Consider the following 25,828-nt stretch of genomic DNA (forward strand, 5'->3'; position numbering starts at 1 on the left):
GCGGAAAGTGGCATGAAGTGGGTTTTTTTGAAGGTAAAACGCCAAAAAGTGGAGAAACGCTGACGTGTTTCGCGGAGCTAACGCAATCAGTCTCGATGCAAAAGGCCGGCTCGCCATGCCCAGCCGGTATCGTGACGAGCTCGTTTCGCGAAGTTCGGGGCAGTTGATCGTCACGATCGACGCCGTTGACCCATGTTTGTGCGTCTACCCGCTGGATGAGTGGGAAATCATCGAAACCAAACTGCGCGCACTGCCTTCGCTACGTGAAGAAAACCGTCGTTTGCAGCGCTTGTTGATCGGTAATGCCGTTGATCTTGAGCTCGACGGCAGTGGTCGTTTCCTGGTCCCGCCGCGCCTGCGCGAATACGCCAAGCTGGACAAGCGCGCGATGCTGGTGGGCCAGCTGAACAAGTTCCAACTGTGGGACGAAGATGCCTGGAATGCGGTTTCTGCCGCCGACCTTGCTGCTATTCAACAACCGGGCGCCATGCCTGATGAACTGCGTGATTTGATCCTGTGACTATTGATAGCGGCTTTAACCACATCACCGTACTGCTTGACGAAGCCGTCGAGGCTCTCGCCGTACGTCCTGATGGGTGCTATCTGGATGGCACGTTCGGGCGTGGCGGGCACAGCCGATTGATCCTCAGCCAGTTGGGGCCTGATGGCCGGTTGCTGGGGTTCGACAAGGATCCTCAAGCGATTGCCACCGGGCAAGCGCTGGCGGCCGAAGACGGCCGCTTTGTCGTTGTGCAGCGCAGCTTTGCCGAGTTGGGTTCGGAAGTTGCCCAGCGTGGTTTGGCTGGCAAGATCAGCGGCGTGCTGTTGGACCTCGGCGTGTCCTCGCCGCAACTGGACGACCCGGAACGTGGCTTCAGTTTCCTCAATGACGGCCCGCTGGACATGCGCATGGATCCGTCCCGCGGCATCAGTGCCGCTGAGTTCGTCAACACCGCGCCCGTCGAAGAAATCGCCCGTGTCTTCAAGGAATACGGCGAGGAACGCTTTTCCGGCCGCATGGCGCGAGCCGTGGTCGAGCGTCGCGAGACCAAGCCATTCGAGCGCACCGGTGACCTGGCCGAAGTGCTGAAGGTTGCCAACCCTGCGTGGGAGAAGGGCAAGAATCCAGCGACTCGCGCCTTCCAGGGCCTGCGTATCCATGTCAATAATGAGTTGGGTGATCTTGAGGCTGGCCTCGAGGCCGCCCTTGAGGCGCTGGAGATCGGTGGCCGGTTGGTGGTGATCAGCTTCCACTCCCTGGAAGACCGCATCGTCAAGCTGTTCATGCGCAAACTCACCAAAGGCGAAGCCGACAACCTGCCGCGCAACCTGCCGGTGCGTTTCGAGGCTTTCGTACCGAAAATCAAGATCCATGGCAAAGCGCAGTTCGCCTCCGAGGCCGAACTCAAGGCCAACCCGCGTGCCCGTAGTGCTGTCATGCGTGTCGCGGAGAAGCTGCGGTGAGCAAGCTCTTCGCCAAGCCCCTGCCGGGCGGCAGCTTTTTCATGCTGCTGCTGTTCATCGGCGTGCTCGTCTCGGCCATCGCCGTGTCTTACAGCGCGCACTGGAACCGCCAGTTGCTCAACACCCTTTATAACGAACTGAGCGTGCGCGACAAGGCGCAGGCTGAGTGGGGCCGGCTGATCCTGGAGCAGAGCACCTGGACCGCCCATAGCCGTATCGAGGTATTGGCCACCGAACAATTGAAGATGCGCATCCCCGGCGCCGCCGAAGTGCAGATGGTGGCGCCATGATGAAGCTCGAAGGGGCACTGTTCCCGTGGCGGTTCCGTCTGGTCCTGGGCTTGCTCGGGATCATGGTCGCAGCGATCGCGTGGCGCATCATCGACCTGCAAGTCGTCGACCGCGACTTCCTCAAGGAGCAGGGCGATGCCCGCAGCGTGCGTCATATTCCGATCCCGGCCCACCGTGGCCTGATCACTGACCGCAACGGTGAACCCCTGGCCGTGAGCACCCCGGTGACCACCCTGTGGGCCAACGCCAAGGAAATGCAGCAGGCCAAGGAAAAGTGGCCGGCGTTGGCCGCCGCCCTCGGCCAGGATCCCAAGGCTTTGGCCGAGCGCCTTGAAGCCCAGGCCAATAAAGAATTCATCTACCTGGTGCGCGGGTTGACGCCCGAGCAAGGCCAGAGTGTGCTCGACCTGAAAGTACCTGGTGTCTATGGCATCGAAGAGTTCCGGCGTTTCTACCCGGCCGGAGAAGTCACCGCCCACATGGTCGGGTTTACCGACATCGATGACCGGGGCCGAGAAGGTGTCGAACTGGCCTATGACGAATGGCTGGCCGGGGTTGCCGGCAAGCGCCAGGTCATCAAGGATCGGCGCGGCAGGCTGATCAAGGATGTCCAAGTCACTAAAAACGCCAAGGCCGGTAAGCCCTTGGCGTTGTCCATTGACCTGCGCCTGCAATACCTGGCCAACCGCGAGCTGCGCAATGCCATCGTCGAGAACGGCGCCAAGGCCGGCAGCCTGGTGATCATGGACGTCAAGACCGGCGAGATCCTCGCCATGGTCAACCAGCCGACCTACAACCCGAACAACCGCCGTAACCTGCAACCGGCGATGATGCGTAACCGCGCAATGATCGACGTCTTCGAGCCGGGTTCGACCATGAAGGCCGTGTCCATGGCCGCCGCCCTGGAAACCGGGCGCTGGAAACCGGGTGACACCGTCGAGGTGTATCCGGGGACGTTGCAGATCGGCAAATACACCATTCGCGACGTGTCCAAGACTGAAGGCCCGGTGCTCGACCTGACCGGCATCCTGATCAATTCCAGTAACGTGGGCATGAGCAAGATCGCCTTCGATATCGGTGGCGAAGCGATCTATCGCCTGGCCCAGAAAATCGGCCTCGGCCAGGACACCGGCCTGGGCTTCCCGGGCGAGCGCGTCGGCAACCTGCCCAACTACCGTGAATGGCGCAAGGCCGAAACCGCCACGTTGTCCTATGGCTATGGTGTTTCGGTGACGGCGATCCAGCTTGTCCACGCCTTCTCGGCGCTGGCCAACAATGGGCGGATCGCACCGCTGACCCTGGTCAAGACCGACAAGGCGCCGCAAACCACCCAAGTGATTCCGGAAGACGTCGCCAAGACGATGCAAGGCATGCTGCAACAGGTGATCGAGGCGCCGCGTGGTGTCTATCGTGCCCAAGTGCCCGCCTACCATGTTGCCGGCAAGTCGGGTACGGCGCGCAAGACGTCCGTGGGTACCAAGGGCTATGCCGAGAATTCCTACCGTTCGCTGTTCGCCGGCTTCGGTCCGATGAGCGACCCGCGCTACGCCATCGTGGTGGTTATCGACGAACCGAGCAAGGCAGGCTACTTCGGTGGCCTGGTCTCTGCGCCGGTGTTCAGCAAAGTGATGTCCGGCACCCTGCGCCTGATGAACATTACTCCGGATAATCTGCCGCCGACCCAGCAGGCGAGTACCGCCCCGGTCGTTCCCTTGAAAGCCGACGGAGGGCGTGGCTGATGTCCCTGAGCCTGAACAAGATTTTTGCCCATGCCGGTCATGACCTGCTGATTCGCGAGCTGGCGCTGGACAGTCGCGACGTGCGTGCCGGGGACCTGTTCCTGGCGGTGCCGGGCGCCCGTGTTGATGGCCGCGACCATATCGCTGATGCCTTGAAACGCGGTGCGGCTGCCGTGGCCTATGAAGTGAACGGCGCGACCGTGCTGCCAATCACCGATGTCCCGCTGATTCCGGTCAAGGGCCTGGTGGCGCAGTTGTCGGATATCGCCGGGCGTTTTTATGGCGAGCCGAGCCGTCACCTGAACCTGATCGGCGTGACCGGTACCAACGGCAAGACCAGCGTGACGCAACTGGTGGCACAGGCGCTCGACTTGCTCGGGCAGCATTGTGGCATCGTGGGGACGCTGGGCAACGGTTTCCACGGGGCGCTGAAGAGCGGGCTGCACACCACGCCAAACCCGATCGCCGTGCAGGCGACCCTGGCCGACCTGAAGAAGGCTGGCGCCAAGGCCGTCGCGATGGAGGTTTCCTCCCATGGCCTCGATCAAGGTCGCGTCACCGCGTTGGCCTTCGACGTTGCCGTGCTCACCAACCTGTCCCGCGATCACCTGGACTACCACGGCACGATGCAGGCCTACGGCGAGGCCAAGGCCAAGCTGTTTGCCTGGAACAACCTGAAATGCCGGGTTATCAATGTCGATGACGAATTCGGCCGCCAGCTGGCCGCCGAGAGTCGCGAGTCGCGGTTGATCACCTACAGCCTCGAAGATGCAGGCGCCTACCTTTATGTACGCCAGGCACAGTTCGACGACGAAGGCGTTCGTGCCACGTTGGTCACGCCCCAGGGCGAACACCATCTGCGCAGCACGTTGCTGGGCCGCTTCAACCTGAGCAATGTATTGGCCGCCATCGGGGCCTTGCTCGGGCTGGACTACGCGCTGGATGAAATTCTCAAGGTATTGCCAAAGCTCGAGGGCCCGGCCGGGCGCATGCAGCGCTTGGGCGGAGGCACCCAGCCACTGGTGGTGGTCGATTACGCCCATACGCCAGACGCGCTGGAGAAAGTCCTCACGGCGCTGCGTCCTCACGCCAAGGGTCGGCTGCTGTGCCTGTTCGGCTGTGGCGGCGACCGTGACCGTGGCAAACGTCCGCTGATGGCGCAAGTCGTGGAGCGGCTGGCCGATGGAGTACTCGTCACTGACGATAACCCGCGCAGCGAAGACCCCTCGCGGATCTTCGACGATATTCGCGCCGGTTTCTCGGGGCAGGATAACGTCACTTTCGTGGCCGGACGCGGCCAGGCCATTGCGCAATTGATTGCCAGTGCTTCGGCGGATGACGTCATCGTTCTGGCCGGCAAGGGCCACGAGGACTATCAGGAAATCAACGGCGAACGCCATGCGTTCTCCGACCTGGTGGAAGCCGATCACGCCCTGACCGCATGGGAGGTGGCCCATGCTTAAGGCCCTGAAACTCAGCGAGCTGACCAACGCCCTGAATGCGCGCCTGATCGCGGCGGACGCCACGTTCAACGGCGTCAGCATCGACAGCCGGGCGATTGCGCCGGGCCAATTGTTCGTCGCCCTGGCCGGGCCGCGTTTCGACGGCCACGATTATCTGAACGAAGTGGCTGGCAAAGGCGCGGTCGCGGCGTTGGTCGAGCGCGAAGTCACCAACAGCACGCTGCCGCAACTGCTGGTCAGCGACACCCGCCAGGCCCTGGGCCAGCTCGGCGCGTTGAATCGCGCGGCGTTCACCAACCCGGTCGCAGCCATCACCGGCTCCAGCGGCAAGACCACGGTCAAGGAAATGCTCGCCAGCATCCTGCGCACGCGCGGCCCGGTATTGGCGACCCGTGGCAACCTGAACAACGACCTCGGTGTACCGCTGACGCTGCTTGAGCTGGCGCCTGAGCACAGCGCCGCCGTCATTGAACTTGGTGCTTCGCGGCTCGGCGAGATTGCCTACACCGTCGGCATGACCAAGCCCCACGTGGCGGTGCTCAACAACGCCGGGACCGCCCACGTGGGTGAGTTCGGCGGCCCGGAAAAGATCGTCGAGGCCAAGGGCGAGATCATCGAGGGGTTGGCTGCCGATGGCGTCGCCGTGCTGAATCTCGACGACAAGGCCTTCGAAATCTGGAAAACCCGGGCGGGCGAGCGCAAGGTGCTGACCTTTGCCTTGAGCAACCTTGCCGCGAACTTCTACGCCAGCGACCTGGACCGCTATGCTCGCGGATGCCCGGCCTTCAACCTCCACAGCCCCGACGGGGCCGAGCGCGTGCAGTTGAACCTGCTCGGCACCCATAACGTTGCCAACGCCCTGGCCGCCGCCGCCGCCGCCCATGCCCTGGGTGTTTCGTTGCCAGGCATCGCCGCGGGATTGAACGCGGTGCAACCGGTCAAGGGACGCACCGTCGCCCAACTGGCGAGCAACGGCATGCGCGTCATCGATGACACCTACAACGCTAACCCGACGTCGATGTGCGCGGCCGTGGACATCCTTGCCGGTTTCTCCGGCCGCACCGTGCTGGTGCTCGGCGATATCGGCGAATTGGGTGAGTGGGCGCAGCAAGGCCACCATGATGTCGGCGCGTATGCCCGCGGCAAGGTCGATGCGTTGTACGCCGTTGGCCCGATGATGGCCCATGCGGTATCGGCGTTTGGCGAGCATGCACAGCATTTCACCACCCAGGCCGAGTTGATCCAGGCCCTGGGTGCCGAGCAAGACCCGAACACCACCTTATTGATCAAGGGCTCACGCAGTGCAGCGATGGAAAACATCGTTGCGGCTTTGTGCGGCACCCGTATGGAGAAACATTAATGCTGCTGCTGCTAGCGGAGTACCTGCAACAGTTCCACAAAGGCTTCGCGGTCTTCCAGTACCTGACCCTGCGCGGGATCCTGGGTGTGCTGACCGCGCTGTCGTTGTCGCTGTTCCTGGGCCCGTGGATGATCCGCACCTTGCAGAACCTGCAGATCGGCCAGTCGGTCCGCAACGACGGTCCGCAATCGCACCTGTCCAAGTCCGGTACCCCGACCATGGGCGGCGCGTTGATTCTCTCGTCCATCGGCATCAGCACCTTGCTCTGGGCCGACCTGGCGAACCGCTATGTCTGGGTCGTGTTGCTGGTGACCCTGTTCTTCGGCGCCATCGGCTGGGTAGACGACTACCGCAAGGTCATCGAGAAGAATTCCCGTGGGCTGCCAAGCCGCTGGAAATATTTCTGGCAGTCGGTGTTCGGCCTCGGCGCGGCGATCTTCCTTTATATGACTGCCGCTTCGCCGGTGGAAACCACCCTGATCCTGCCAATGCTCAAGGACTACAGCATCCCGCTGGGCGCTGGCTTCATCGTGCTGACCTACCTGGTCATCGTTGGATCGAGCAACGCGGTCAACCTCACCGATGGCCTCGACGGCCTGGCGATCATGCCGACGGTCATGGTTGGCGGCGCGCTGGGGATCTTCTGCTACCTGTCGGGCAACGTGAAATTCGCCGAATACCTGCTGATCCCTTATGTACCGGGCGCGGGCGAGCTGATCGTGTTCTGCGGCGCGCTGATCGGTGCCGGCCTCGGTTTCCTTTGGTTCAACACCTACCCGGCGCAAGTCTTCATGGGTGACGTCGGCGCGTTGGCGCTGGGCGCGGCCCTGGGCACCATTGCCGTCATCGTTCGCCAGGAAATCGTCCTGTTCATCATGGGCGGTGTGTTCGTGATGGAGACCCTGTCAGTCGTCATTCAGGTTGCTTCCTTTAAATTGACCGGCCGCCGGGTATTCCGCATGGCGCCGATCCACCACCACTTCGAACTCAAGGGCTGGCCCGAGCCGCGCGTGATCGTCCGTTTCTGGATCATCACCGTGATTCTGGTGCTGATCGGCCTTGCCACCCTGAAGCTGAGGTAGAACGAGTGTCCCTGATCGCTTCTGACCACTTCCGCATCGTTGTCGGCCTCGGCAAGAGCGGCATGTCCCTGGTTCGCTTCCTGGCGAACCGGGGCGTGTCGTTTGCCGTGGCCGATACGCGGGAAAATCCCCCTGAGCTGGCCACGCTGCGCCGTGACTATCCGCAGGTGGACGTGCGTTGTGGCGAGCTGGACGTCGAGTTCCTGTGCCGCGCCGATGAGCTCTACGTGAGCCCCGGCCTGGCCCTGGCGACTCCGGCGCTGCAGGCTGCGGCTGCCCGAGGCGTGAAACTGTCCGGCGACATCGAGCTGTTCGCCCGCAACGCGAAGGCGCCGATTGTCGCCATCACCGGCTCCAACGCGAAAAGCACCGTCACCACTCTGGTCGGTGAAATGGCCGCGGCGGCCGGCAAGCGCGTCGCCGTGGGCGGCAACCTGGGGACCCCGGCCCTGGACCTGCTCGGCGATGACATCGAGCTGTATGTCATGGAACTGTCGAGCTTCCAGCTTGAGACCACCGACCATCTCGGCGCCGAAGTGGCGACGGTGCTCAACATCAGCGAAGACCACATGGACCGCTACAGCGGCCTGCCGGCGTATCACCTGGCCAAGCACCGGGTTTTCCGTGGCGCCCGCCAGGTCGTGTTCAACCGCCAGGACGCGTTGACCCGTCCGCTGATGGGCGAAGGGCTGCCGTGCTGGACCTTCGGCTTGGGTGTTCCGGATTTCAAAGGCTTCGGCTTGCGTGAAGAGAACGGCGAAAAATACCTCGCTTTCCAATTCCAGAACCTGATGCCAGTGCGTGAGTTGAAAATCCGCGGCGCCCACAACCAGGCCAATGCCCTTGCGGCGCTGGCCCTGGGCCACGCGGTCGGTCTGCCGTTCGACGCCATGCTCTCGGCCTTGCGCCAGTTCGCAGGGCTGGAACACCGCTGCCAATGGGTGCGCGATCTGGATGGCGTGGCCTGGTACAACGATTCCAAGGCCACCAATGTCGGTGCCGCGCTGGCGGCCATCGAAGGCCTGGGCGCGGACATCGACGGCAAGCTCGTGCTGATCGCCGGTGGTGACGGCAAGGGCGCCGACTTCAAGGACCTGCGCGGCCCCGTGACCGCCAATTGCCGTGCCGTGGTGCTGATGGGCCGCGACCGCGAACTGATCGCCCAGGCGTTGGGCGATGCGGTGCCGCTGGTTCGTGTCGCTTCGCTGGATGAGGCAGTGCAGCAATGCCGCGCCCTCGCGCAAGCGGGCGATGCCGTCCTGTTGTCGCCGGCCTGCGCCAGTTTCGACATGTTCAAGAACTACGAAGAGCGCGGGCGCCAGTTCGCCCAGGCCGTGGAGGACTTGGCATGAGCTTGCTGAACATCATCAAGCCGTACCCGTCGCCGCTGATCACCGGCCGTGGCATCGACCTCGATTTCCCGATGCTCGCCGGTTGCCTGGCATTGCTCGGCCTGGGCCTGGTGATGATAACCTCTGCGTCGTCGGAAGTGGCTGCCGTTCAGTCGGGCAACACGCTTTACCACATGATCCGCCATCTGATTTACCTGGTGATCGGCCTGGGTGCCTGCATCGTGACCATGATGGTGCCGATCGCCACTTGGCAACGCCTGGGCTGGATGATGCTGTTGGGGGCCTTCGGCCTGCTGGTCATGGTATTGGTGCCGGGCATCGGCCGCGAGGTCAACGGCTCGATGCGCTGGATCGGCTTCAGTTTTTTCAACGTCCAGCCTTCGGAAATCGCCAAGGTCTTCGTGGTGATTTTCCTTGCCGGTTACCTGGTGCGTCGCCAGAAGGAAGTGCGCGAAAGCTGGATGGGCTTCTTCAAGCCATTCATCGTGTTGCTGCCCATGGCAGGCCTGTTGCTGATGGAGCCGGACTTCGGCGCCACGGTAGTGATGATGGGCGCGGCTGCGGCGATGCTGTTTCTCGGTGGGGTCGGGCTGTTCCGCTTCATCCTGATGGTGGCGCTGGCCGTGGCGGCGGTGACCGTGCTGGTGCAGGCACAACCGTATCGAATGGCGCGTCTGATCACGTTTACCGATCCGTGGGCCGACCAGTTCGGTTCCGGCTATCAATTGACCCAGGCCTTGATCGCCTTCGGCCGTGGCGAGTGGCTGGGCGTGGGCTTGGGCAACAGTGTGCAGAAGCAGTTCTATCTGCCGGAAGCGCATACCGACTTCGTGTTTTCGGTACTGGCCGAAGAACTCGGCGTCGTGGGCTCCTTGTGCACCGTTGCACTGTTCGTGTTCGTCTGCGTGCGTGGCATGTACATCGGCTTGTGGGCCGAGAAGGCCAAGCAGTTCTTCGCCGCGTATGTGGCGTATGGCCTGTCGTTCCTGTGGATCGGCCAGTTCCTGATCAACATCGGCGTGAACGTCGGCCTGTTGCCGACCAAGGGCCTGACGCTACCGTTCCTCAGTTATGGCGGCAGCTCCCTGGTGATCTGCTGTGCCTGTCTCGGCCTGTTGCTGCGCATCGAATGGGAGAGCCGAACCCACTTGGGCAGCGAAGAGATGGAATTCCAGGAGAGCGACTTCGCCGAGGAGCCGACTCATGGGCGCTAACGTGCTGATCATGGCGGGCGGTACCGGCGGGCATGTGTTCCCGGCGCTGGCCTGTGCCCGGGAGTTCCAGGCGCGCGGCTACACCGTGCATTGGCTGGGTACGCCACGGGGCATCGAGAATGAGTTGGTGCCCGCCGCTGGCCTGGAGCTGCACCGGATCAATGCCAGCGGCCTGCGGGGCAAAGGCAAGCTGTCGCTGCTCAAGGCGCCGCTGATGCTGCTCAAGTCGGTCTGGCAGGCGCGGGCGATCATTCGTCGGCTGCGGCCGGTGTGCGTGGTCGGTTTTGGTGGCTATGTGACCGGCCCCGGCGGTGTTGCGGCAAAACTGGCCGGTGTGCCGGTGATCGTCCACGAGCAGAATGCCGTGGCCGGTACCGCCAATCGGTTATTGGTGCCGTTGGCCGCCCGGGTATGTGAAGCCTTCCCGGACACCTTTACCCTGTCGGGCAGCCGTCGCACCACGGGTAATCCCGTGCGTACGGAGCTGTTCCTCGCTGCACCGCGCCCGGCCCTGGCCGGACGCAAGGCGCGTTTGCTGGTCCTGGGCGGAAGCCTGGGGGCCGAACCGTTGAACAAGCTGCTGCCCGAAGCCCTGTCGCAGGTTGCCCCCGAACTGCGGCCGGAAGTGTTTCACCAGGCCGGCAAAAACCACGATGAAGTGACTGCCGAACGCTATCGCGCCGCTGGCGTCGAGGCGCAAGTGCAGCCCTTCATCAAAGACATGGCCCAGGCCTATGGCTGGGCCGACCTGGTGGTCTGTCGCGCAGGCGCGCTGACCATCAGTGAACTGGCTGCCGCCGGTCTGCCCTCGATGCTGGTGCCTTTGCCCCATGCCATCGACGATCACCAGACTCGCAACGCCGATTATTTGGCCCGTGAAGGCGCTGCCTTCCTGATGCCGCAAAGAACGACTGGCGCCGCGGATCTTGCCGCGCGCCTGACAGAGGTCTTGATGCAGCCGCAAACACTCGAAGACATGGCTCGCGCCGCGCGCCGCCTGGCCAAACCCGATGCCACGGCCCAAGTGGTCGACACCTGCCTGGAGGTGGCCCATGGTTGAGAATCGCAAAGCCATGCCACAACCGGAAATGCGCCGCATCCGTCGCATCCACTTCGTCGGTATCGGCGGCGTGGGCATGTGCGGGATCGCCGAGGTGTTGCTGAACCTGGGTTACCAGGTCTCGGGTTCCGACCTGAAGGCTTCCCCGGTCACCGAACGCCTGGAATCGTTCGGTGCGCAGATCTTTATCGGCCACCGTGCCGAGAACGCCGCCAATGCCGACGTGCTGGTGGTGTCCAGCGCCGTGAACACCTCCAACCCGGAGGTTGCCACCGCCCTGGAACGTCGTATTCCCGTGGTGCCACGGGCCGAGATGCTGGCCGAGCTGATGCGTTATCGCCACGGCATCGCCGTCGCCGGCACCCACGGCAAGACCACCACCACCAGCCTGATCGCCTCGGTGTTCGCCGCCGGTGGTCTGGACCCGACCTTTGTGATCGGTGGTCGTCTGAATGCCGCGGGCACCAATGCCCAGCTGGGCACCAGCCGCTACCTGATCGCCGAAGCCGACGAGAGCGACGCGAGCTTCCTGCACCTGCAACCGCTGGTGGCCGTGGTGACCAACATCGACGCCGACCACATGGCGACCTACGACGGCGACTTCAACAAACTGAAGAAAACCTTCGTCGAGTTCCTCCACAACCTGCCGTTCTATGGTTTGGCCGTGGTGTGCCTGGACGACCCGGTGGTTCGTGAAATCCTGCCACTGATCAAGCGCCCAACCGTGACCTACGGCTTTGGGGAAGAAGCCGATGTGCGCGCCATCAATGTGCGCCAGAAGGGCATGCAGACCTTCTTCACCGTGTTGCGTCCTGACCGCGAGCCGTTGGACGTCTCGGTGAACATGCCCGGCAACCACAACGTGCTCAATGCCTTGGCCACCATCTGCATAGCCACCGACGAAGGCGTCAGCGACGTAGCCATCGTCCAGGGCTTGTCGGGCTTCCAGGGCGTGGGCCGACGTTTTCAGGTCTACGGCGAGCTGCCGGTGGACGGCGGTAACGTGATGCTGGTGGACGATTACGGTCACCACCCGACCGAAGTCGCGGCGGTGATCAAGGCCGTGCGCGGTGGCTGGCCGGAGCGGCGCCTGGTGATGGTCTATCAACCGCACCGGTACAGCCGCACCCGCGACCTGTACGACGATTTTGTCCAGGTCCTGGCCGATGCCAACGTGCTGCTGTTGATGGAAGTCTATCCGGCCGGCGAAGAGCCGATCCCCGGCGCCGACAGCCGCCAGCTGTGCCACAGCATCCGCCAGCGTGGCCAGTTGGACCCGATCTACATCGACCGTGGCGTGGACCTCGCGCCGCTGGTCAAGCCATTGCTGCGCGCTGGGGACATCCTGCTGTGCCAGGGCGCGGGTGACATCGGTGGCCTGGCCCCGAAATTGTTGAATAGTCCGTTATTCGCCGGAGCCATCGTGGCCTCCAGCGAGGGGAAACTGAAATGACTGCTGCATACGCCAACCTGGCCTCGACCCTTGACCCGAAAGCCTTTGGCCGCGTCGCCGTGCTGTTCGGCGGCAAGAGTGCCGAGCGCGAGGTGTCCCTCAAGTCCGGTAACGCCGTGCTGCAAGCCTTGCAGAGCGCTGGCGTCGACGCCTTCGGCATCGACGTGGGCGACGATTTCCTGCAGCGCCTGCTGAGCGAAAAAATCGACCGTGCGTTCATCATTCTCCACGGTCGCGGCGGCGAAGACGGCAGCATGCAAGGGCTGCTCGAATGCCTGGGCATTCCCTACACCGGCAGCGGCATCCTCGCGTCGGCCCTGGCGATGGACAAGCTGCGCACCAAGCAGGTCTGGCACAGCCTCGGCATTCCGACGCCGCGTCACGCCGTGCTCGCCAGCGAGGCCGATTGTATTTCGGCGGCCACGGAACTGGGCTTTCCTTTGATCGTCAAACCGGCCCATGAAGGTTCCAGTATTGGCATGGCGAAAGTGAATTCGCTGCCTGAGTTGACCGCAGCCTGGAAGGACGCCAGTTCCTACGATTCGCAAGTGTTGGTCGAGCAATGGATCACCGGTCCGGAGTTCACCATCGCCACCCTGCGTGATCAGGTGTTGCCCCCGATTGCCCTGGGCACGCCCCACACGTTCTACGACTACGACGCCAAATACATCGCCAATGACACCCAGTACCGCATCCCCTGCGGGCTGGATGCCGCCAAGGAAAAAGAACTGATGGACCTCACGGCCAAGGCCTGTGAGGCGCTGGGCATCGCCGGTTGGGGCCGGGCGGACGTGATGCAGGACGCCGATGGGCAGTTCTGGTTCCTGGAAGTCAACACCGCCCCCGGCATGACCGATCACAGCCTGGTGCCGATGGCGGCGCGTGCCGCCGGCCTGGATTTCCAGCAACTGGTGCTGGCGATCCTGGCTGCCAGTGTCGGCCATCAAGAGCCAAGAGGTTAAGCCATGCAAGGCGCATCGCTTCGTCATCAGCCATCCGCACCCGGTCGCAAGCCGGTGCCGCGGGGTGCCAGCCGAATGGTGGCCAAAGAGCCGATGTCGGCGCGCTTGCCGAAAGCCAATTTTGGTTTTCTCAAGAGCCTGTTCTGGCCGGTGCTGCTGGTGGCGTTGGGGTTCGGCACGTATGAAGGCGCGCAACGGTTGCTGCCTTATGCCGACCGGCCGATTGCCCGGATCAATGTCCAGGGCGACCTGAGCTACATCAGCCAGCAGGCGGTGCAGCAGCGGATTGCCCCGTTCGTCGCGTCGAGCTTCTTCACCATCGACCTGGCGGGCATGCGCACGGAACTGGAGCAGATGCCCTGGATCGCCCACGCCGAAGTCCGGCGAGTGTGGCCGGACCAGGTGTCGATCCGCCTGGAAGAGCAATTGCCGGTGGCCCGTTGGGGCGACGAGTCGCTGTTGAACAACCAGGGCCAGGCGTTTACGCCACGGGAACTGGCCAATTATGAACATTTGCCCCAACTGTTCGGTCCACAGCGGGCCCAGCAACAAGTGATGCAGCAATACCAGGTGTTGAGCCAGATGTTGCGGCCATTGGGCTTCTCCATCGCGCGCCTGGAATTGCGTGAACGCGGCAGCTGGTTCCTGACCACTGGCGCGGGCAGCTCGGGGCCGGGCATCGAGCTGCTGCTCGGGCGCGGCAACCTGGTGGAAAAGATGCGCCGCTTCATCGCCATCTATGACAAGACGCTCAAAGAACAGATTACGAACATTGCGCGCATCGATCTGCGCTACGCCAACGGCCTCGCTGTTGGCTGGCGGGAACCTGTAGCGCCGACGACGGCCGAACCCGCCGTCGCGAAGAATTAAGAAGAGGCAGGACCCATGGCAAACGTGCAAAGCGGGAAAATGATCGTCGGTCTGGATATCGGCACTTCCAAGGTGGTTGCGCTGGTAGGCGAGGTCGCGGACGACGGCACGCTGGTCATCGTCGGAATCGGTACACACCCGTCCCGCGGCTTGAAAAAAGGCGTGGTGGTGAACATCGAGTCCACCGTGCAATCGATCCAGCGCGCCATCGAAGAAGCGCAGCTGATGGCCGGTTGCCGGATCCACTCGGCGTTCGTCGGCGTGGCGGGCAATCACATCCGCAGCCTGAACTCCCACGGCATCGTGGCGATTCGTGATCGCGAAGTCAGCTCCGCCGACCTCGAGCGCGTACTCGACGCGGCCCAGGCCGTAGCGATTCCGGCCGACCAGCGCGTGCTGCACACCCTGCCGCAGGACTACGTGATCGATAACCAGGAAGGCGTGCGCGAGCCCCTGGGCATGTCGGGCGTGCGCCTGGAAGCCAAGGTCCACGTGGTGACCTGTGCGGTGAACGCCGCGCAGAACATCGAGAAATGCGTGCGCCGCTGCGGCCTGGAAATCGACGACATCATCCTCGAGCAGCTGGCCTCGGCGTACTCGGTGCTGACCGACGACGAGAAAGAGCTGGGCGTATGCCTGGTGGACATCGGCGGCGGTACCACCGACATCGCGATCTTCACCGAAGGCGCGATTCGCCACACGGCCGTGATCCCGATCGCAGGCGATCAGGTGACCAACGACATCGCGATGGCGCTGCGCACCCCGACCCAGTACGCCGAGGAAATCAAAATCCGCTACGCCTGCGCCCTGGCGAAACTGGCCGGTGCCGGTGAAACCATCAAGGTGCCGAGCGTCGGCGACCGTCCGCCGCGCGAACTGTCGCGCCAGGCGCTGGCCGAAGTGGTCGAGCCGCGTTACGACGAGTTGTTCACGCTGATCCAGGCCGAACTGCGTCGCAGTGGCTACGAAGACCTGATCCCGGCCGGCATCGTGCTGACCGGCGGTACGTCGAAGATGGAAGGCGCGGTCGAGCTGGCCGAAGAGATTTTCCACATGCCGGTGCGCCTGGGCGTGCCGCATGGCGTCAAGGGGCTGGACGACGTGGTCCGCAACCCGATCTATTCCACCGGCGTGGGCCTGTTGATGTACGGCCTGCAGAAGCAATCCGACGGGATCTCGTTCTCAGGGATTGGCAGCCGCGATAGCTACAGCAGCGACGAGCCCAAGGCTCCGTTGTTCGAGCGGCTCCAGGCCTGGGTGAAAGGCAATTTCTAAAGATTCAAGCTTCAGGCGCCGGGTTTCAGGCTCGGCGTTGCAAGACGGCAATAAAACGCAGTAGGCGAAAAAACTAGAGAATGAAAGGAGAGGGAACATGTTCGAACTCGTAGACAACATCCCCGCTAGCCCGGTTATCAAAGTAATCGGTGTCGGCGGTGGCGGCGGCAACGCTGTCAACCACATGGTCAAGAGCAACATCGAAGGCGTCGAATTCATCTGCGCCAACACCGATGCTCAAGCGCTGAAAAACATCGGCGCGCGGACCATCCTTCAACTGGGCACCGGCGTGACCAAGGGCCTGGGTGCCGGCGCGAATCCCGAGGTTGGCCGTCAGGCTGCCCTGGAAGACCGCGAGCGCATCGCTGAAGTCCTGGCCGGCACCAACATGGTGTTCATCACCACGGGCATGGGCGGTGGTACCGGTACCGGTGCAGCGCCGATCATTGCCGAAGTGGCCAAGGAAATGGGCATCCTCACCGTTGCGGTGGTGACCCGTCCGTTCCCGTTCGAAGGCCGCAAGCGCATGCAGATCGCCGATGAAGGCATCCGCGCGCTGAGCGAAAGCGTCGACTCGTTGATCACCATCCCCAACGAGAAGCTGCTGACCATCCTGGGTAAAGACGCAAGCCTGCTGTCGGCTTTCGCCAAGGCTGACGATGTACTGGCCGGTGCCGTTCGCGGTATCTCCGACATCATCAAGCGTCCAGGCATGATCAACGTCGACTTTGCCGACGTGCGCACCGTGATGTCCGAAATGGGCATGGCAATGATGGGCACTGGCTGCGCCAGCGGTCCGAACCGTGCTCGCGAAGCCACCGAAGCGGCCATCCGCAACCCGCTGCTGGAAGATGTAAACCTGCAGGGCGCCCGCGGCATCCTGGTGAATATCACCGCCGGTCCGGACTTGTCTTTGGGCGAGTACTCCGACGTGGGTAGCATCATCGAGGCATTCGCTTCCGACCACGCGATGGTCAAGGTCGGCACCGTGATCGATCCGGACATGCGTGACGAGCTGCACGTGACCGTGGTTGCCACTGGCCTGGGCGCGAAAATCGAGAAGCCGATGAAGGTGATCGACAACACCGTGCAGACTGCCATGGCTTCGCAGCCACAGCAGCCAGCTGCCGCTCGTCAGGAAACGCCTGCGGTGAACTACCGTGACCTGGACCGTCCGACCGTCATGCGCAACCAGGCCCAGGCGGGTGCTGCGACTGCCGCGAAGATGAATCCGCAAGATGATCTGGATTACCTGGACATCCCGGCTTTCCTGCGTCGTCAGGCCGATTGATGGAATGTATCAGGGGTATACGGGTGATTGGTGTTCAGCAAAGGTCTGGTCTGCTATCATCGCCAGCCTTTGTTGATACCAGTTCGCAATTTGCGCTGAAGCGGCCCATGCCATGATTAAACAACGCACCCTGAAGAATATTATCCGTGCCACAGGTGTCGGCCTGCACTCCGGCGAGAAGGTCTACCTGACCCTCAAGCCCGCGCCTGTCGACACCGGCATCGTGTTTTGTCGTGCCGACCTCGACCCTGTGGTGCAGATTCCTGCTCGCGCGGAAAACGTCGGTGAAACCACTATGTCGACCACACTGGTCAACGGTGACGTCAAAGTGGACACGGTGGAGCATTTGCTCTCGGCCATGGCTGGCCTGGGCATCGATAACGCCTACGTCGAGCTCTCCGCGTCCGAAGTCCCGATCATGGATGGCAGTGCCGGACCCTTCGTATTCCTGATTCAATCGGCTGGCCTGGAAGAGCAGGACGCGGCCAAGAAATTCATCCGCATCCTGCGGGAAGTGACAGTGGAAGACGGCGACAAGCGCGCCACTTTCGTCCCTTTCGAAGGGTTCAAGGTGAGCTTCGAGATCGATTTCGATCACCCGGTTTTCCGTGACCGCACCCAGAGTGCAAGCGTGGATTTTTCCAGCACTTCGTTCGTAAAAGAAGTCAGCCGCGCCCGTACCTTCGGTTTCATGAGTGACATCGAGTACCTGCGCAAGCACAACCTCGCACTCGGCGGCAGCGTTGAAAATGCGATCGTGGTCGACTCCGATGGCGTGTTGAACGAAGACGGCCTTCGTTATGAAGACGAATTCGTCAAGCACAAGATCCTCGATGCAATCGGCGACCTCTACCTGCTGGGCAATAGCCTGATTGGTGAGTTCAAGGGCTTCAAGTCCGGCCACGCACTGAACAACCAGCTGCTGCGCAAGTTGATTGAGCAGAAAGATGCTTGGGAAGTCGTGACGTTCGAAGACGCCAGCACCGCACCCATCTCTTACATGCGTCCTGTCGCGGCCGTGTAAGCAAAAAACCTCTCTAGTTTTTTAAGGGCTGCCTTCGGGTGGCCCTTTTTTATGGCGGCAATGAACCCCGTGTGGGTCATTTCCTAAGGGATTGCGATATTCCCCTATAGGACGCTTCCCAAACGTCGCCGAACCCGTTGTTACTCGATGGAACAACCCTCTGAAGTAAGTCACGCTGAATGCCCTTGAAAACCAATCCCGCGTAAGACGCGGGCACCAAGGGAAGTCATGCCAGCAGACCGATCTGAACAGCACCAACTCGATTTCAATCAAAGCGACGCCGACACGGTTTTTGCCCCGTCACGTTCCCTCTTGGAACAAGCGGCTGCAAACGCCTGGGGGGATCGGCAACATGCTTGATCAACGGCCCACCTTCTTCGACCACAGCCGCCACACCCTGAGCGTCTGCGACCTCACAGCCCATCTCGACGTCCTGGCCTTCACCGGCGAGGAGCACCTGAGCCGGCCCTACCACTACCGCATCGAATTCACCTGCACCGAGCGCGACCTGGTGGTCACCGACCTGCTCAACCGGGATGCCTACTTCAGTCTTTACCCGCTGCCGCCACCGCCGACGCCCAAGGGCTTCGCGCCGCCGGAGATCAAGCCGCTGCGCACGTTCAATGGCGCGATCACGGCGTTCAAGCGCCTGTCCGGCTCCAACGACGAAGCCCGCTACGAAATCACGTTGCAACCGCGTTTCGCGCTGCTGGCGCGGGGCAAGCAGTTTCGGATCTACCAGCACCAGTCGGTGCCGCAGATCGTCGAACACATCCTGCGCACGCGCCATGATTTCCGGGGCCAGCATTTCTATTTCAATGTGGTGCGCGACTACCCCCGGCGTGAACAGGTCATGCAATACGACGAAAGCGACCTGGCCTTCATCGAGCGCCTGCTGGCTGATGTCGGCATCTGGTACCGGGTGGTCAGCGATGACCGCCTGAGCATCGACGTGGTGGAGTTTCACGACGATCAGCGGCACTACCAGCGCGGCGTCAAGTTGCCGTGTCGCCCGCCGTCCGGCTTGTGCGCCAACGAGCAGGACGCGGTCTGGCACCTGCAAACCGCCCACCAGGTGGTGGAAAAAAACATCAACTTTCGCGCCTACCACCATCGCGAGGCCTACGCGTTCCTCGACGGCGAGGTCGACCATACCCGCCGCGCCAAGGGCACCTACGGCGAGGCCTATCACTACGGCGAACCTTACACGGTGCTGGGCGAGCGCTACGCCCTGGACGAGGACCTGCAAAGCGAAAGTGGTTTTTTCTACGCGCGCCTGCGCCATGAACTCTACCTCAATGACCAGACCCGCCTCAGCGGCACCACCAGCAGCGCCACCCTGGCCCTGGCCCAGATGCTCGAAATCACCGGCGGCGCGCCCCAGGCCTTCGAGTTCGGCGCGGTGATCGTCAGCCTGCGCACCGAAGCGGCCCGGGACCGCAGCTTCATCGCCACCTTCCAAGCGATTCCTTACTCGGAAACCGTGTGCTTTCGCCCACCGCTGCCGCCCAAGCCGCGCATCAGCGGCACCATTCCCGCCCGCGTCAGTCACCCGGAAGTCAACCCGCCGTACGCTGACCTCGACTTCGAGGGCCGCTACAAGGTGCGCTTCCTGTTCGACCGCGACACCTGGCAAGCCGGCCGCGAAAGCGCCTGGCTGCGCCTGGCCCGACCCTACGGCGGCGACACCCACGGCCTGCATTTCCCGCTGCAGGCCGGCACCGAAGTGGCGGTGGCTTTCGAGCACGGCGACCCCGACCGCCCCTACATCGCCCACGCCCTGCACGACGACCGGCACCCGAACCCCGTCACCGCCCGCAACGAGCGCCGCAACGTGCTGCGCACTCCGACCAACAACAAACTACGCATGGACGACACCCGCGGGCAGGAGCACATCAAGCTCAGCACCGAGCACAGCGGCAAGAGCCAGTTGAACCTGGGGCATCTGGTGGATGCCGAGCAGACGAAGCGGGGGGAAGGGTTTGAGTTGCGCACCGATGGACATGGCGCCCTTCGTGCGGGCAAGGGGGTGTTTATCAGTGCTGATGAGCAAACCCAGGCCAAGGGCGACGTCCTCAGCATGGACCCGGCCACCGCCCAGGTCGAAGGTGCCAGACAGCAGATGGCCGAATGGCAGGACATCGCCCAGGCCCACCACAGCCGCAAACCCGACCTGCGCGGCTTGGAACAACTCCAGGCCGACGCAAAAGACCTTTCGGCCGCCGCCATCCTGCTCAGCGCCCCCCAGGGCATCGGCGCCGTCACCCCGGCCAGCCTGCTGCTCAAGAGCGGCGACGCGCTGTACCTGCAAAGCCACAACGAAATCAACCTCGCCGCCGCCAAGCGGCTGTCGGCCCACGCCAACCAGGGCATCTCGCTGCTGGCCCAACAGGAAGGCCTGCGCCTGGTCTCCGGCAAAGGACCCCTGGACATCGAATCCCACGGCGATGGGATGGGCATGAAAGCCCAGCAGGACATCACCGTGCAGTCGGTGCAGGGGCATGTGCAGGTGACGGCGAAGAATGGCCTCACCCTGGCGTGTGGGGGTGGGTTCATTCGGATTACCCCGACCGGCGCAATCGATATCCATAGCCCCGGCAAGCTGAACCTCAAGGGGCAGCACGTCTGGGAACTGCCTGCCGGGCAATCTTTTGCACTGGCGGATTTGCCGCAATCGGTGTGCAAGGAATGCCTGGAGATGGCCCGCGAAAACGCCGTGGGAATTCTTCCGCGTGAAAGCTGAAATAAGGAATACATACATGGCAGCGCCAAGCGAATGGCAACAGCAGATAGAACACGTCTGCGTGACTGCGGACATACAGCGAGTGGACCTTTTGCTGGACCAGTCCGACTGGGACAGCTGCGCTATCCCGGCCCTGAAACAAATAATGCCAGAGATAGCATGGCATTCGTTGTTTACCGGTACACCGGAGGAAAACCTGCTGGAGCAAGCGCCGCTGTTGATGCGGCTGGATCTGGCGCATTGGCAACATCGAGCCTGGCTGGAAGAACTCATGACTCACTGTGCAGCCGATGCCCGGCTGTTGGTCGCGATCTCCCCGTTGCCCTTCGACGCGCTCAGCTTGGCCCTGCAAACCTTGTCCCAAATGAACTGGGGTGGGCAGCCAGGCTTGTTGCGGTACTACGACCCGCGAATCTTCCCTCTGTTGATTTCCTCCATCTTGAGCGACCAACAGCGCCTCCAATTCCTGCTCCCTGTCAGTTACTGGAGCTGGCTGGATCGGGACGGCCAGCCGCAATGGCGACGGGGCGCCAGCCAGACACGGGGGCGCATCGACATACCGCCCACCGTCGAACTGAGTGATGAGCAATGCGACCTGATCGGATGCATCTCCGATGCGCAGCAGCTTTTTGATAGCGGCCAATTTGATCAGCTTGAGGAAAGTCAGGAGCAGCGTTTCGCGTTGTTATATCGGCTGGTCGTAAAGGCAGCCAAAGAGAATTACTTCAACGATCTCAGCGAGTATGTGCGCAACCGCGCTTTTTAGTTCCAAGGAGGACCGGCAATGGTCGCGGTGGCTATTGCTGCATAACGGATCGCATGCAAAAAAAAGATTCCGGACGAAGCGGTTTTTTGCGTGATTTAGGAAGTTGATAAAAAGGACTTTTCCATGAGGCAGTTGATGTTCCGCAAATCGATAGTGCGAGGTTCTTGTGCCTTGCTGGGGTTGATGTTGCATGGGTGTTCTTCTGCGGATAATGAGATGGCGGGAGGGAATATAGAAGCCGTTAACCATACGTTGAATGCGATCAATTGGTTGTCGGTTAACGGATATAGGGCGGACGGGGGAGGAGGCAGTTCGTGTTGCATCATTATGCCGACCAAATGGCGTCCAGGGTTGAAGGCTTATATTGAATGGGAGGTGGATCCTGATCCTTTTGCGGATGCACCGCCTTTAGGAACCGATGAATTTCGAGTTTTTATGGTAAGGCACAAGATTAATTATCAACGGCATAGCGCAACGTTAGAAATCCCGGAATGGCCAGGAACGGAGTCTTGCGATCTGAAAGTCCATTTCCTGACTTGTAATCAAATCAAGGTTACTACCGTGTGTGCGGTATACGGTCAACCCAATTATCCTATTAAAGAACCGCTTGAAATGAAGGAGCCTGCCGTATGCCCGAAATAAAAACTAATTCGAGGGCTTACAAAGTGCTGCCGTTGTCGGTGCTCATAAGGTGGGCGTCGCAGGGGCTCTATGCCTCGCTGGGATTGATGCTGCTGGGGTGTTCTTCTGCGGATAACGAGATGGCGGGAGGGAACTTGGCTGCCGTCAACCACACCTTGGGCGCAATTAATTGGTTTTCAGTTAATGGTTATAGGGCTCACGGCGGTGGGGGCAGCTCGTGCTGCATCGTTATGCCGACCAAATGGCGTCCAGGGTTGAAGGCTTATATCGAGTGGGAAGTAGATCCTAATCGTTTTGCAAGAATTAAGCGAAAGACCGCTGGTTTCGGTTTCGATGAAGAAGCTTGGGCTGCCCACGAGGCAAAATTTCAGCGCCATAGCGCCATGGTGGAGATGCCGGAATGGCCAGGAACGGAGTCTTGCGATCTGAAAGTCCATTTCCTGACTTGCAATCAAATCAAGGTTACTACCGCGTGTGCGGTGTACGGCCAGCCAAACTATCCCATCAAAGAAAAAAAACAGATGAAGGAGCCAGCCGTATGCCCGAAATAAAAACTAATTCGAAGGCATACAGAGTGCGGCCGTTGTTGGTGCTCAGAAGGTGGGCGTCGCAGGGGCTCTATGCCTCGCTGGGATTGATGCTGCATGGGTGTTCTTCACCGGACAACGAGATGGCGGGTGGGAATATAGAAGCCGTTAACCATACGTTGAATGCGATCAATTGGTTGTCGGTTAACGGATATAGGGCGGACGGGGGAGGAGGCAGTTCATGTTGCATCATTATGCCGACCAAATGGCGTCCAGGGTTGAAGGCTTATATTGAATGGGAGGTGGATCCTAATCGACACGCAAAATTACCTTCGGTCACCTCAATTGAGTTTCGCGAAGCATATGCCAAGCATTCGGCTAACTACCGGCGGCATAGCGCTACGGTAGAAATTCCGGAATGGCTGGGGACGGAGTCCTGTGATCTGAAAGTGCATTTCCTGACTTGTAATCGACTCAAGGTTACTACCGCGTGTGCGGTATACGGTCAACCCAATTACCCTATTAAAGAACTGTTGGAAATAAAGGAGCCCTCCACATGCCCGAAGTAAAAGTCAATAACTCGAAGGCTAAGGCTTGGGCGCCGCCGATTTTTCCCGTCGGGGGACGTCTGCCCGTAGAGATGCGAAAGGTGACCGAGAACTACAATAAACAAACTGCAGAGAAAAATGCTTTTCGTCGAACGACCAATGCCCGAGGGCAAAAGCGGCACTCCGCGTGCTGCTACAGTTTGCACATCAGTTTGTTTTTTGATGGGACCAACAATAACGAGGACAACGATACGAAGAAAGGGCATCCCAGTAATATTGCGAAGCTGTTCCATGCGTCGCTCAGAGGTACGCCGGCAAAAGAACGTGGCTATTTTTCCTACTACATGCCCGGAGTCGGAACCCCTTTTCCAGAAATCGGCGAGCTGGATTACAGCGAGGAGGGGTTGAAGTTCGCCACAGGTGGCGAAAACCGTATCAATTGGGCCCTTGTTTCTTTGGCTGATGCCTTGCATACAGCCCTGATCAAAAAGCCATTGTCCCAAGATCGTCGAGCAAAAGCCGTCGAGTCCATGGACACGTACATAGCTCCTATGATGAGCATCTTCGGCGCTGGTCGGCGGCGCCAAGTCATGCAGGGCCTGCTGGAACCCCTGAAAACCCATGTCCGTCAAGCCAGGCCTGAAGTCCTGGGCGTCAAGCTCTTCGTCTATGGATTTTCCCGCGGCGCGGCGCAAGCGCGCACTTTCGTGAGCTGGCTGAGCCAGCTGTTCGACACGCCGGATGAGGCCGAGAAACCGGAACAGACTTTACTGGGCCTGCCGGTGAGCATCGAGTTCCTCGGCCTGCTGGATACCGTGGCGTCGGTGGGTATCGCCCATGTCACGCCTTTTTTTGCCGGGCACATGGACTGGGCCGATGACACCCAGCTCTTGCCGGACGCGAAGACATTTCCCGATTTCGTCAAATGCTGCCGGCACTTTGTGGCGGCCTTCGAACAACGTGCCTGTTTCCCACTGGACTCGGTTCGTAACGAGGACGGCAACTACCCATCCAATACCTATGAAGTGGTGTACCCCGGCGTGCACTCCGATGTGGGCGGTGGGTACCCGAAAAACGACCAGGGCAAGGCGCGTGGCGGTACGGATGAGTTGGTGTCGCAGATCGTCCTGCACGATTTGTATGCCGCGGCCTTCGCCGCCGGGGCGCCATTGCAGGTACCGGGAACAGTGCTGCCGGACAGCCTGAGGAGTCAGAAACATTGGCGAGCGCTGGGGCTGGATGTGGCAGAGGAATTCGATATAAGCCCTCAAGTCATCGAACGCTTCAACGCCTGGCACCACCAGACCCTGCAAACGACCTCGCCCGAGGACCAGGGCAGCATTTCCACTGACGGCTACCACCCCTTGCTGCTCACGACCACCGTCGAAGACACCCTGGCCGAGCAACTGGGCTGGATCACCGGCTGGCGCATCGGCCGCTATGCCAATGACCGCGAGCAGGTTGAAGATCACTATCGATACGACGACAGCTACAAGCATCAACCTTTCTTCACCGAGGCCCAGGAAGCCACGGCCTACGATACGGACCAACAGCGTAGCGAGTATGAAGACAAGAAACGGACCGTGCTGAAGAACCGCCAGAAAGAACCCGTGGCGGCGATGAATCATCCCGGCCCGCCGATCTACGAACCGCAGATCGACCAGACCCAACTGAGCCAGGCCGCCACTGAGTTCAAGCACGACTATCTGGATATCGAACGCAAACAAACCAGCAAGTACGGTACGGTCCTGGACGTGGTCATGCGCGACACGATCTATTTGCTCAACGAGAACGATGAGGTGCGCGACCACGCCAGCATCAAGGCGGCGGGCGAGCTGCGTTACGAGCAACTGTTCGATGACAGGTTCGGCAGGCCCAGCCGGGACCCTGGCCTGGCGCTGCTGGTGGCGTTGTTCGATGACCACATCCACGATTCACGGGCCTGGTTCATGCACGACAAGTTGGCATCCCGTGAGCTATGGGCCGGCTACTTCTTTTATCGCATGACCTATTTCGGCAATGAGAACAGTCGTGACCTGTCTCCGGTGGTGGTGGCCGGGCGGATGCTGGGGGTGGCGGTGCTGGCGGGCGCCACGGTGTATGGCATCAAGCGCAGCGGCACGCTGGGCGGGGTGGGTGGCGTGGCGGCCGGTATGGGCGCGGCGACCATTGGTTATCAGGTGATCGACCAGGTCAGCGGGGCGGTGGTGCCGTTTCTGCCGGGGGCGGAAAAGATTTTGCAGCCGACGCGCCATATCGGCGAAGTGGTTATCGAGCAGAAGAAACAGATCGCCCAGGACGACTATCTGCAGCGCCTCGATCGGACCGACGAGATGCTGCGGCTCGCCGGCGTGCTGGTGGAGTTTGATGGGGAGGTGGCGCCATGATGCCCGTGATCCGCCTAGGCGACTCTCTACACCCCTTCGGCGGCAAAGTGCTCGAAGGTCGTTTCCTGGCGATCGGCCGGCCGCTGTCCTGCGTGGGGGACAAGGTCCGCTGCGAAAAGCACGGCGAGAATCGCATCGCCCAAGGCGCGGGAGGGTTCAGCTTCAACGGGCAGTTGTTGGCCTTGGACGGGTACCGCTGCGATTGCGGTTGTACGTTGGTCAGCTCCTTGGCGCTGTCGTTTATATCGGTGAAGCCATGAATCGCCCGCCGCGTTACCCGCCGTTCGCCCAGCCAAGGGAACCGCGCTGGGGCCGC

At 61.5% G+C, this 25,828-nt stretch carries 23 protein-coding genes; all 23 read left to right on the forward strand.

Annotation, left to right across the window (positions count from 1 at the left end):
- Nucleotides 1-64 precede the first annotated feature (64 nt).
- The 23 genes from mraZ (at nt 65) to J3P90_RS04805 (ending at nt 25,772) form a co-directional block, all read left to right on the forward strand.
- Nucleotides 65-520, forward strand: a complete 456-nt coding sequence (gene mraZ, locus J3P90_RS04695) for a division/cell wall cluster transcriptional repressor MraZ (RefSeq protein ID WP_003205355.1) — start codon at nt 65-67, stop codon at nt 518-520.
- Complete coding sequence (gene rsmH, locus J3P90_RS04700; RefSeq protein ID WP_420765428.1) at nt 517-1,464, forward strand: 16S rRNA (cytosine(1402)-N(4))-methyltransferase RsmH; 948 nt, start codon at nt 517-519, stop codon at nt 1,462-1,464. Before mraZ ends, rsmH begins: the two co-directional genes overlap by 4 nt.
- Nucleotides 1,461-1,754 (forward strand): cell division protein FtsL, encoded by a 294-nt coding sequence (ftsL, locus tag J3P90_RS04705; RefSeq protein WP_003178214.1) that lies wholly within the window; start codon nt 1,461-1,463, stop codon nt 1,752-1,754. Before rsmH ends, ftsL begins: the two co-directional genes overlap by 4 nt.
- On the forward strand, nt 1,754-3,493 hold the full coding sequence (locus J3P90_RS04710; protein WP_420765650.1) for a peptidoglycan D,D-transpeptidase FtsI family protein: 1,740 nt from the start codon (nt 1,754-1,756) through the stop codon (nt 3,491-3,493). Before ftsL ends, J3P90_RS04710 begins: the two co-directional genes overlap by 1 nt.
- Nucleotides 3,493-4,956, forward strand: a complete 1,464-nt coding sequence (locus J3P90_RS04715; protein WP_434607651.1) for a UDP-N-acetylmuramoyl-L-alanyl-D-glutamate--2,6-diaminopimelate ligase — start codon at nt 3,493-3,495, stop codon at nt 4,954-4,956. Before J3P90_RS04710 ends, J3P90_RS04715 begins: the two co-directional genes overlap by 1 nt.
- Entirely contained in the window at nt 4,949-6,316 is a 1,368-nt protein-coding gene (locus J3P90_RS04720; protein ID WP_434675893.1) for a UDP-N-acetylmuramoyl-tripeptide--D-alanyl-D-alanine ligase, read from the forward strand. The genes J3P90_RS04715 and J3P90_RS04720 overlap by 8 nt, the downstream gene beginning before the upstream one ends.
- On the forward strand, nt 6,316-7,398 hold the full coding sequence (gene mraY, locus J3P90_RS04725; protein ID WP_053124966.1) for a phospho-N-acetylmuramoyl-pentapeptide-transferase: 1,083 nt from the start codon (nt 6,316-6,318) through the stop codon (nt 7,396-7,398). Before J3P90_RS04720 ends, mraY begins: the two co-directional genes overlap by 1 nt.
- Nucleotides 7,399-7,403: 5 nt before the next feature.
- Nucleotides 7,404-8,750 carry a UDP-N-acetylmuramoyl-L-alanine--D-glutamate ligase gene (gene murD, locus J3P90_RS04730; RefSeq protein ID WP_434607647.1) on the forward strand — a complete coding sequence of 449 codons (1,347 nt, stop codon included), beginning with the start codon at nt 7,404-7,406 and terminating at the stop codon, nt 8,748-8,750.
- Entirely contained in the window at nt 8,747-9,964 is a 1,218-nt protein-coding gene (gene ftsW, locus J3P90_RS04735) for a putative lipid II flippase FtsW (RefSeq protein ID WP_420765424.1), read from the forward strand. Before murD ends, ftsW begins: the two co-directional genes overlap by 4 nt.
- On the forward strand, nt 9,954-11,024 hold the full coding sequence (murG, locus tag J3P90_RS04740) for an undecaprenyldiphospho-muramoylpentapeptide beta-N-acetylglucosaminyltransferase (protein WP_420765423.1): 1,071 nt from the start codon (nt 9,954-9,956) through the stop codon (nt 11,022-11,024). Before ftsW ends, murG begins: the two co-directional genes overlap by 11 nt.
- A complete protein-coding gene (gene murC, locus J3P90_RS04745) occupies nt 11,017-12,477 on the forward strand; it encodes a UDP-N-acetylmuramate--L-alanine ligase (protein WP_434675894.1) in 1,461 nt (486 codons plus the stop codon). Before murG ends, murC begins: the two co-directional genes overlap by 8 nt.
- Nucleotides 12,474-13,439 (forward strand): D-alanine--D-alanine ligase, encoded by a 966-nt coding sequence (locus J3P90_RS04750; RefSeq protein ID WP_420765421.1) that lies wholly within the window; start codon nt 12,474-12,476, stop codon nt 13,437-13,439. Before murC ends, J3P90_RS04750 begins: the two co-directional genes overlap by 4 nt.
- Before the next feature lie 3 nt (nt 13,440-13,442).
- Nucleotides 13,443-14,309, forward strand: a complete 867-nt coding sequence (locus tag J3P90_RS04755) for a cell division protein FtsQ/DivIB (protein WP_042729561.1) — start codon at nt 13,443-13,445, stop codon at nt 14,307-14,309.
- Nucleotides 14,310-14,324: 15 nt separating this feature from the next.
- The gene (gene ftsA / locus J3P90_RS04760; protein WP_003205342.1) at nt 14,325-15,584 is read left to right on the forward strand and encodes a cell division protein FtsA; all 1,260 of its coding nucleotides are present in this window, start codon (nt 14,325-14,327) and stop codon (nt 15,582-15,584) included.
- 97 nt (nt 15,585-15,681) lie between these two features.
- Nucleotides 15,682-16,875 carry a cell division protein FtsZ gene (ftsZ, locus tag J3P90_RS04765; protein ID WP_420765420.1) on the forward strand — a complete coding sequence of 398 codons (1,194 nt, stop codon included), beginning with the start codon at nt 15,682-15,684 and terminating at the stop codon, nt 16,873-16,875.
- Between the two features lie 112 nt (nt 16,876-16,987).
- Entirely contained in the window at nt 16,988-17,899 is a 912-nt protein-coding gene (gene lpxC, locus J3P90_RS04770) for a UDP-3-O-acyl-N-acetylglucosamine deacetylase (protein WP_095106092.1), read from the forward strand.
- A 352-nt stretch (nt 17,900-18,251) separates the two neighbouring features.
- A complete protein-coding gene (locus J3P90_RS04775) occupies nt 18,252-20,642 on the forward strand; it encodes a type VI secretion system Vgr family protein (RefSeq protein ID WP_434675895.1) in 2,391 nt (796 codons plus the stop codon).
- A 16-nt stretch (nt 20,643-20,658) separates the two neighbouring features.
- On the forward strand, nt 20,659-21,408 hold the full coding sequence (locus J3P90_RS04780) for a DUF4123 domain-containing protein (protein ID WP_434676539.1): 750 nt from the start codon (nt 20,659-20,661) through the stop codon (nt 21,406-21,408).
- Nucleotides 21,409-21,543: 135 nt separating this feature from the next.
- Complete coding sequence (locus tag J3P90_RS04785; RefSeq protein WP_434676540.1) at nt 21,544-22,050, forward strand: DUF3304 domain-containing protein; 507 nt, start codon at nt 21,544-21,546, stop codon at nt 22,048-22,050.
- An 86-nt stretch (nt 22,051-22,136) separates the two neighbouring features.
- Entirely contained in the window at nt 22,137-22,601 is a 465-nt protein-coding gene (locus tag J3P90_RS04790; RefSeq protein ID WP_434676541.1) for a DUF3304 domain-containing protein, read from the forward strand.
- An 86-nt stretch (nt 22,602-22,687) separates the two neighbouring features.
- Nucleotides 22,688-23,146 (forward strand): DUF3304 domain-containing protein, encoded by a 459-nt coding sequence (locus J3P90_RS04795; protein ID WP_434676542.1) that lies wholly within the window; start codon nt 22,688-22,690, stop codon nt 23,144-23,146.
- Complete coding sequence (locus J3P90_RS04800; RefSeq protein WP_434675896.1) at nt 23,134-25,512, forward strand: T6SS phospholipase effector Tle1-like catalytic domain-containing protein; 2,379 nt, start codon at nt 23,134-23,136, stop codon at nt 25,510-25,512. The genes J3P90_RS04795 and J3P90_RS04800 overlap by 13 nt, the downstream gene beginning before the upstream one ends.
- Nucleotides 25,509-25,772, forward strand: coding sequence for a PAAR domain-containing protein (locus J3P90_RS04805; RefSeq protein ID WP_420767936.1), 264 nt, complete (start codon nt 25,509-25,511; stop codon nt 25,770-25,772). Before J3P90_RS04800 ends, J3P90_RS04805 begins: the two co-directional genes overlap by 4 nt.
- Nucleotides 25,773-25,828 lie beyond the last annotated feature (56 nt).

Source organism: Pseudomonas sp. D3-10 (assembly GCF_051132175.1).
Classification (GTDB): domain Bacteria; phylum Pseudomonadota; class Gammaproteobacteria; order Pseudomonadales; family Pseudomonadaceae; genus Aquipseudomonas.

Coding starts and splice junctions, on each gene's coding strand:
- J3P90_RS04710 (WP_420765650.1), top strand. CDS start 1,754: ATGAAGCTCGAAGGGGCACTGTTCCCGTGGCGGTTCCGTCTGGTCCTG.
- J3P90_RS04715 (WP_434607651.1), top strand. CDS start 3,493: ATGTCCCTGAGCCTGAACAAGATTTTTGCCCATGCCGGTCATGACCTG.
- J3P90_RS04720 (WP_434675893.1), top strand. CDS start 4,949: ATGCTTAAGGCCCTGAAACTCAGCGAGCTGACCAACGCCCTGAATGCG.
- mraY (WP_053124966.1), top strand. CDS start 6,316: ATGCTGCTGCTGCTAGCGGAGTACCTGCAACAGTTCCACAAAGGCTTC.
- ftsW (WP_420765424.1), top strand. CDS start 8,747: ATGAGCTTGCTGAACATCATCAAGCCGTACCCGTCGCCGCTGATCACC.
- murG (WP_420765423.1), top strand. CDS start 9,954: ATGGGCGCTAACGTGCTGATCATGGCGGGCGGTACCGGCGGGCATGTG.
- murC (WP_434675894.1), top strand. CDS start 11,017: ATGGTTGAGAATCGCAAAGCCATGCCACAACCGGAAATGCGCCGCATC.
- J3P90_RS04750 (WP_420765421.1), top strand. CDS start 12,474: ATGACTGCTGCATACGCCAACCTGGCCTCGACCCTTGACCCGAAAGCC.
- J3P90_RS04755 (WP_042729561.1), top strand. CDS start 13,443: ATGCAAGGCGCATCGCTTCGTCATCAGCCATCCGCACCCGGTCGCAAG.
- ftsA (WP_003205342.1), top strand. CDS start 14,325: ATGGCAAACGTGCAAAGCGGGAAAATGATCGTCGGTCTGGATATCGGC.
- ftsZ (WP_420765420.1), top strand. CDS start 15,682: ATGTTCGAACTCGTAGACAACATCCCCGCTAGCCCGGTTATCAAAGTA.
- lpxC (WP_095106092.1), top strand. CDS start 16,988: ATGATTAAACAACGCACCCTGAAGAATATTATCCGTGCCACAGGTGTC.
- J3P90_RS04775 (WP_434675895.1), top strand. CDS start 18,252: ATGCTTGATCAACGGCCCACCTTCTTCGACCACAGCCGCCACACCCTG.
- J3P90_RS04780 (WP_434676539.1), top strand. CDS start 20,659: ATGGCAGCGCCAAGCGAATGGCAACAGCAGATAGAACACGTCTGCGTG.
- J3P90_RS04785 (WP_434676540.1), top strand. CDS start 21,544: ATGTTCCGCAAATCGATAGTGCGAGGTTCTTGTGCCTTGCTGGGGTTG.
- J3P90_RS04790 (WP_434676541.1), top strand. CDS start 22,137: ATGCTGCTGGGGTGTTCTTCTGCGGATAACGAGATGGCGGGAGGGAAC.
- J3P90_RS04795 (WP_434676542.1), top strand. CDS start 22,688: ATGCTGCATGGGTGTTCTTCACCGGACAACGAGATGGCGGGTGGGAAT.
- J3P90_RS04800 (WP_434675896.1), top strand. CDS start 23,134: ATGCCCGAAGTAAAAGTCAATAACTCGAAGGCTAAGGCTTGGGCGCCG.
- J3P90_RS04805 (WP_420767936.1), top strand. CDS start 25,509: ATGATGCCCGTGATCCGCCTAGGCGACTCTCTACACCCCTTCGGCGGC.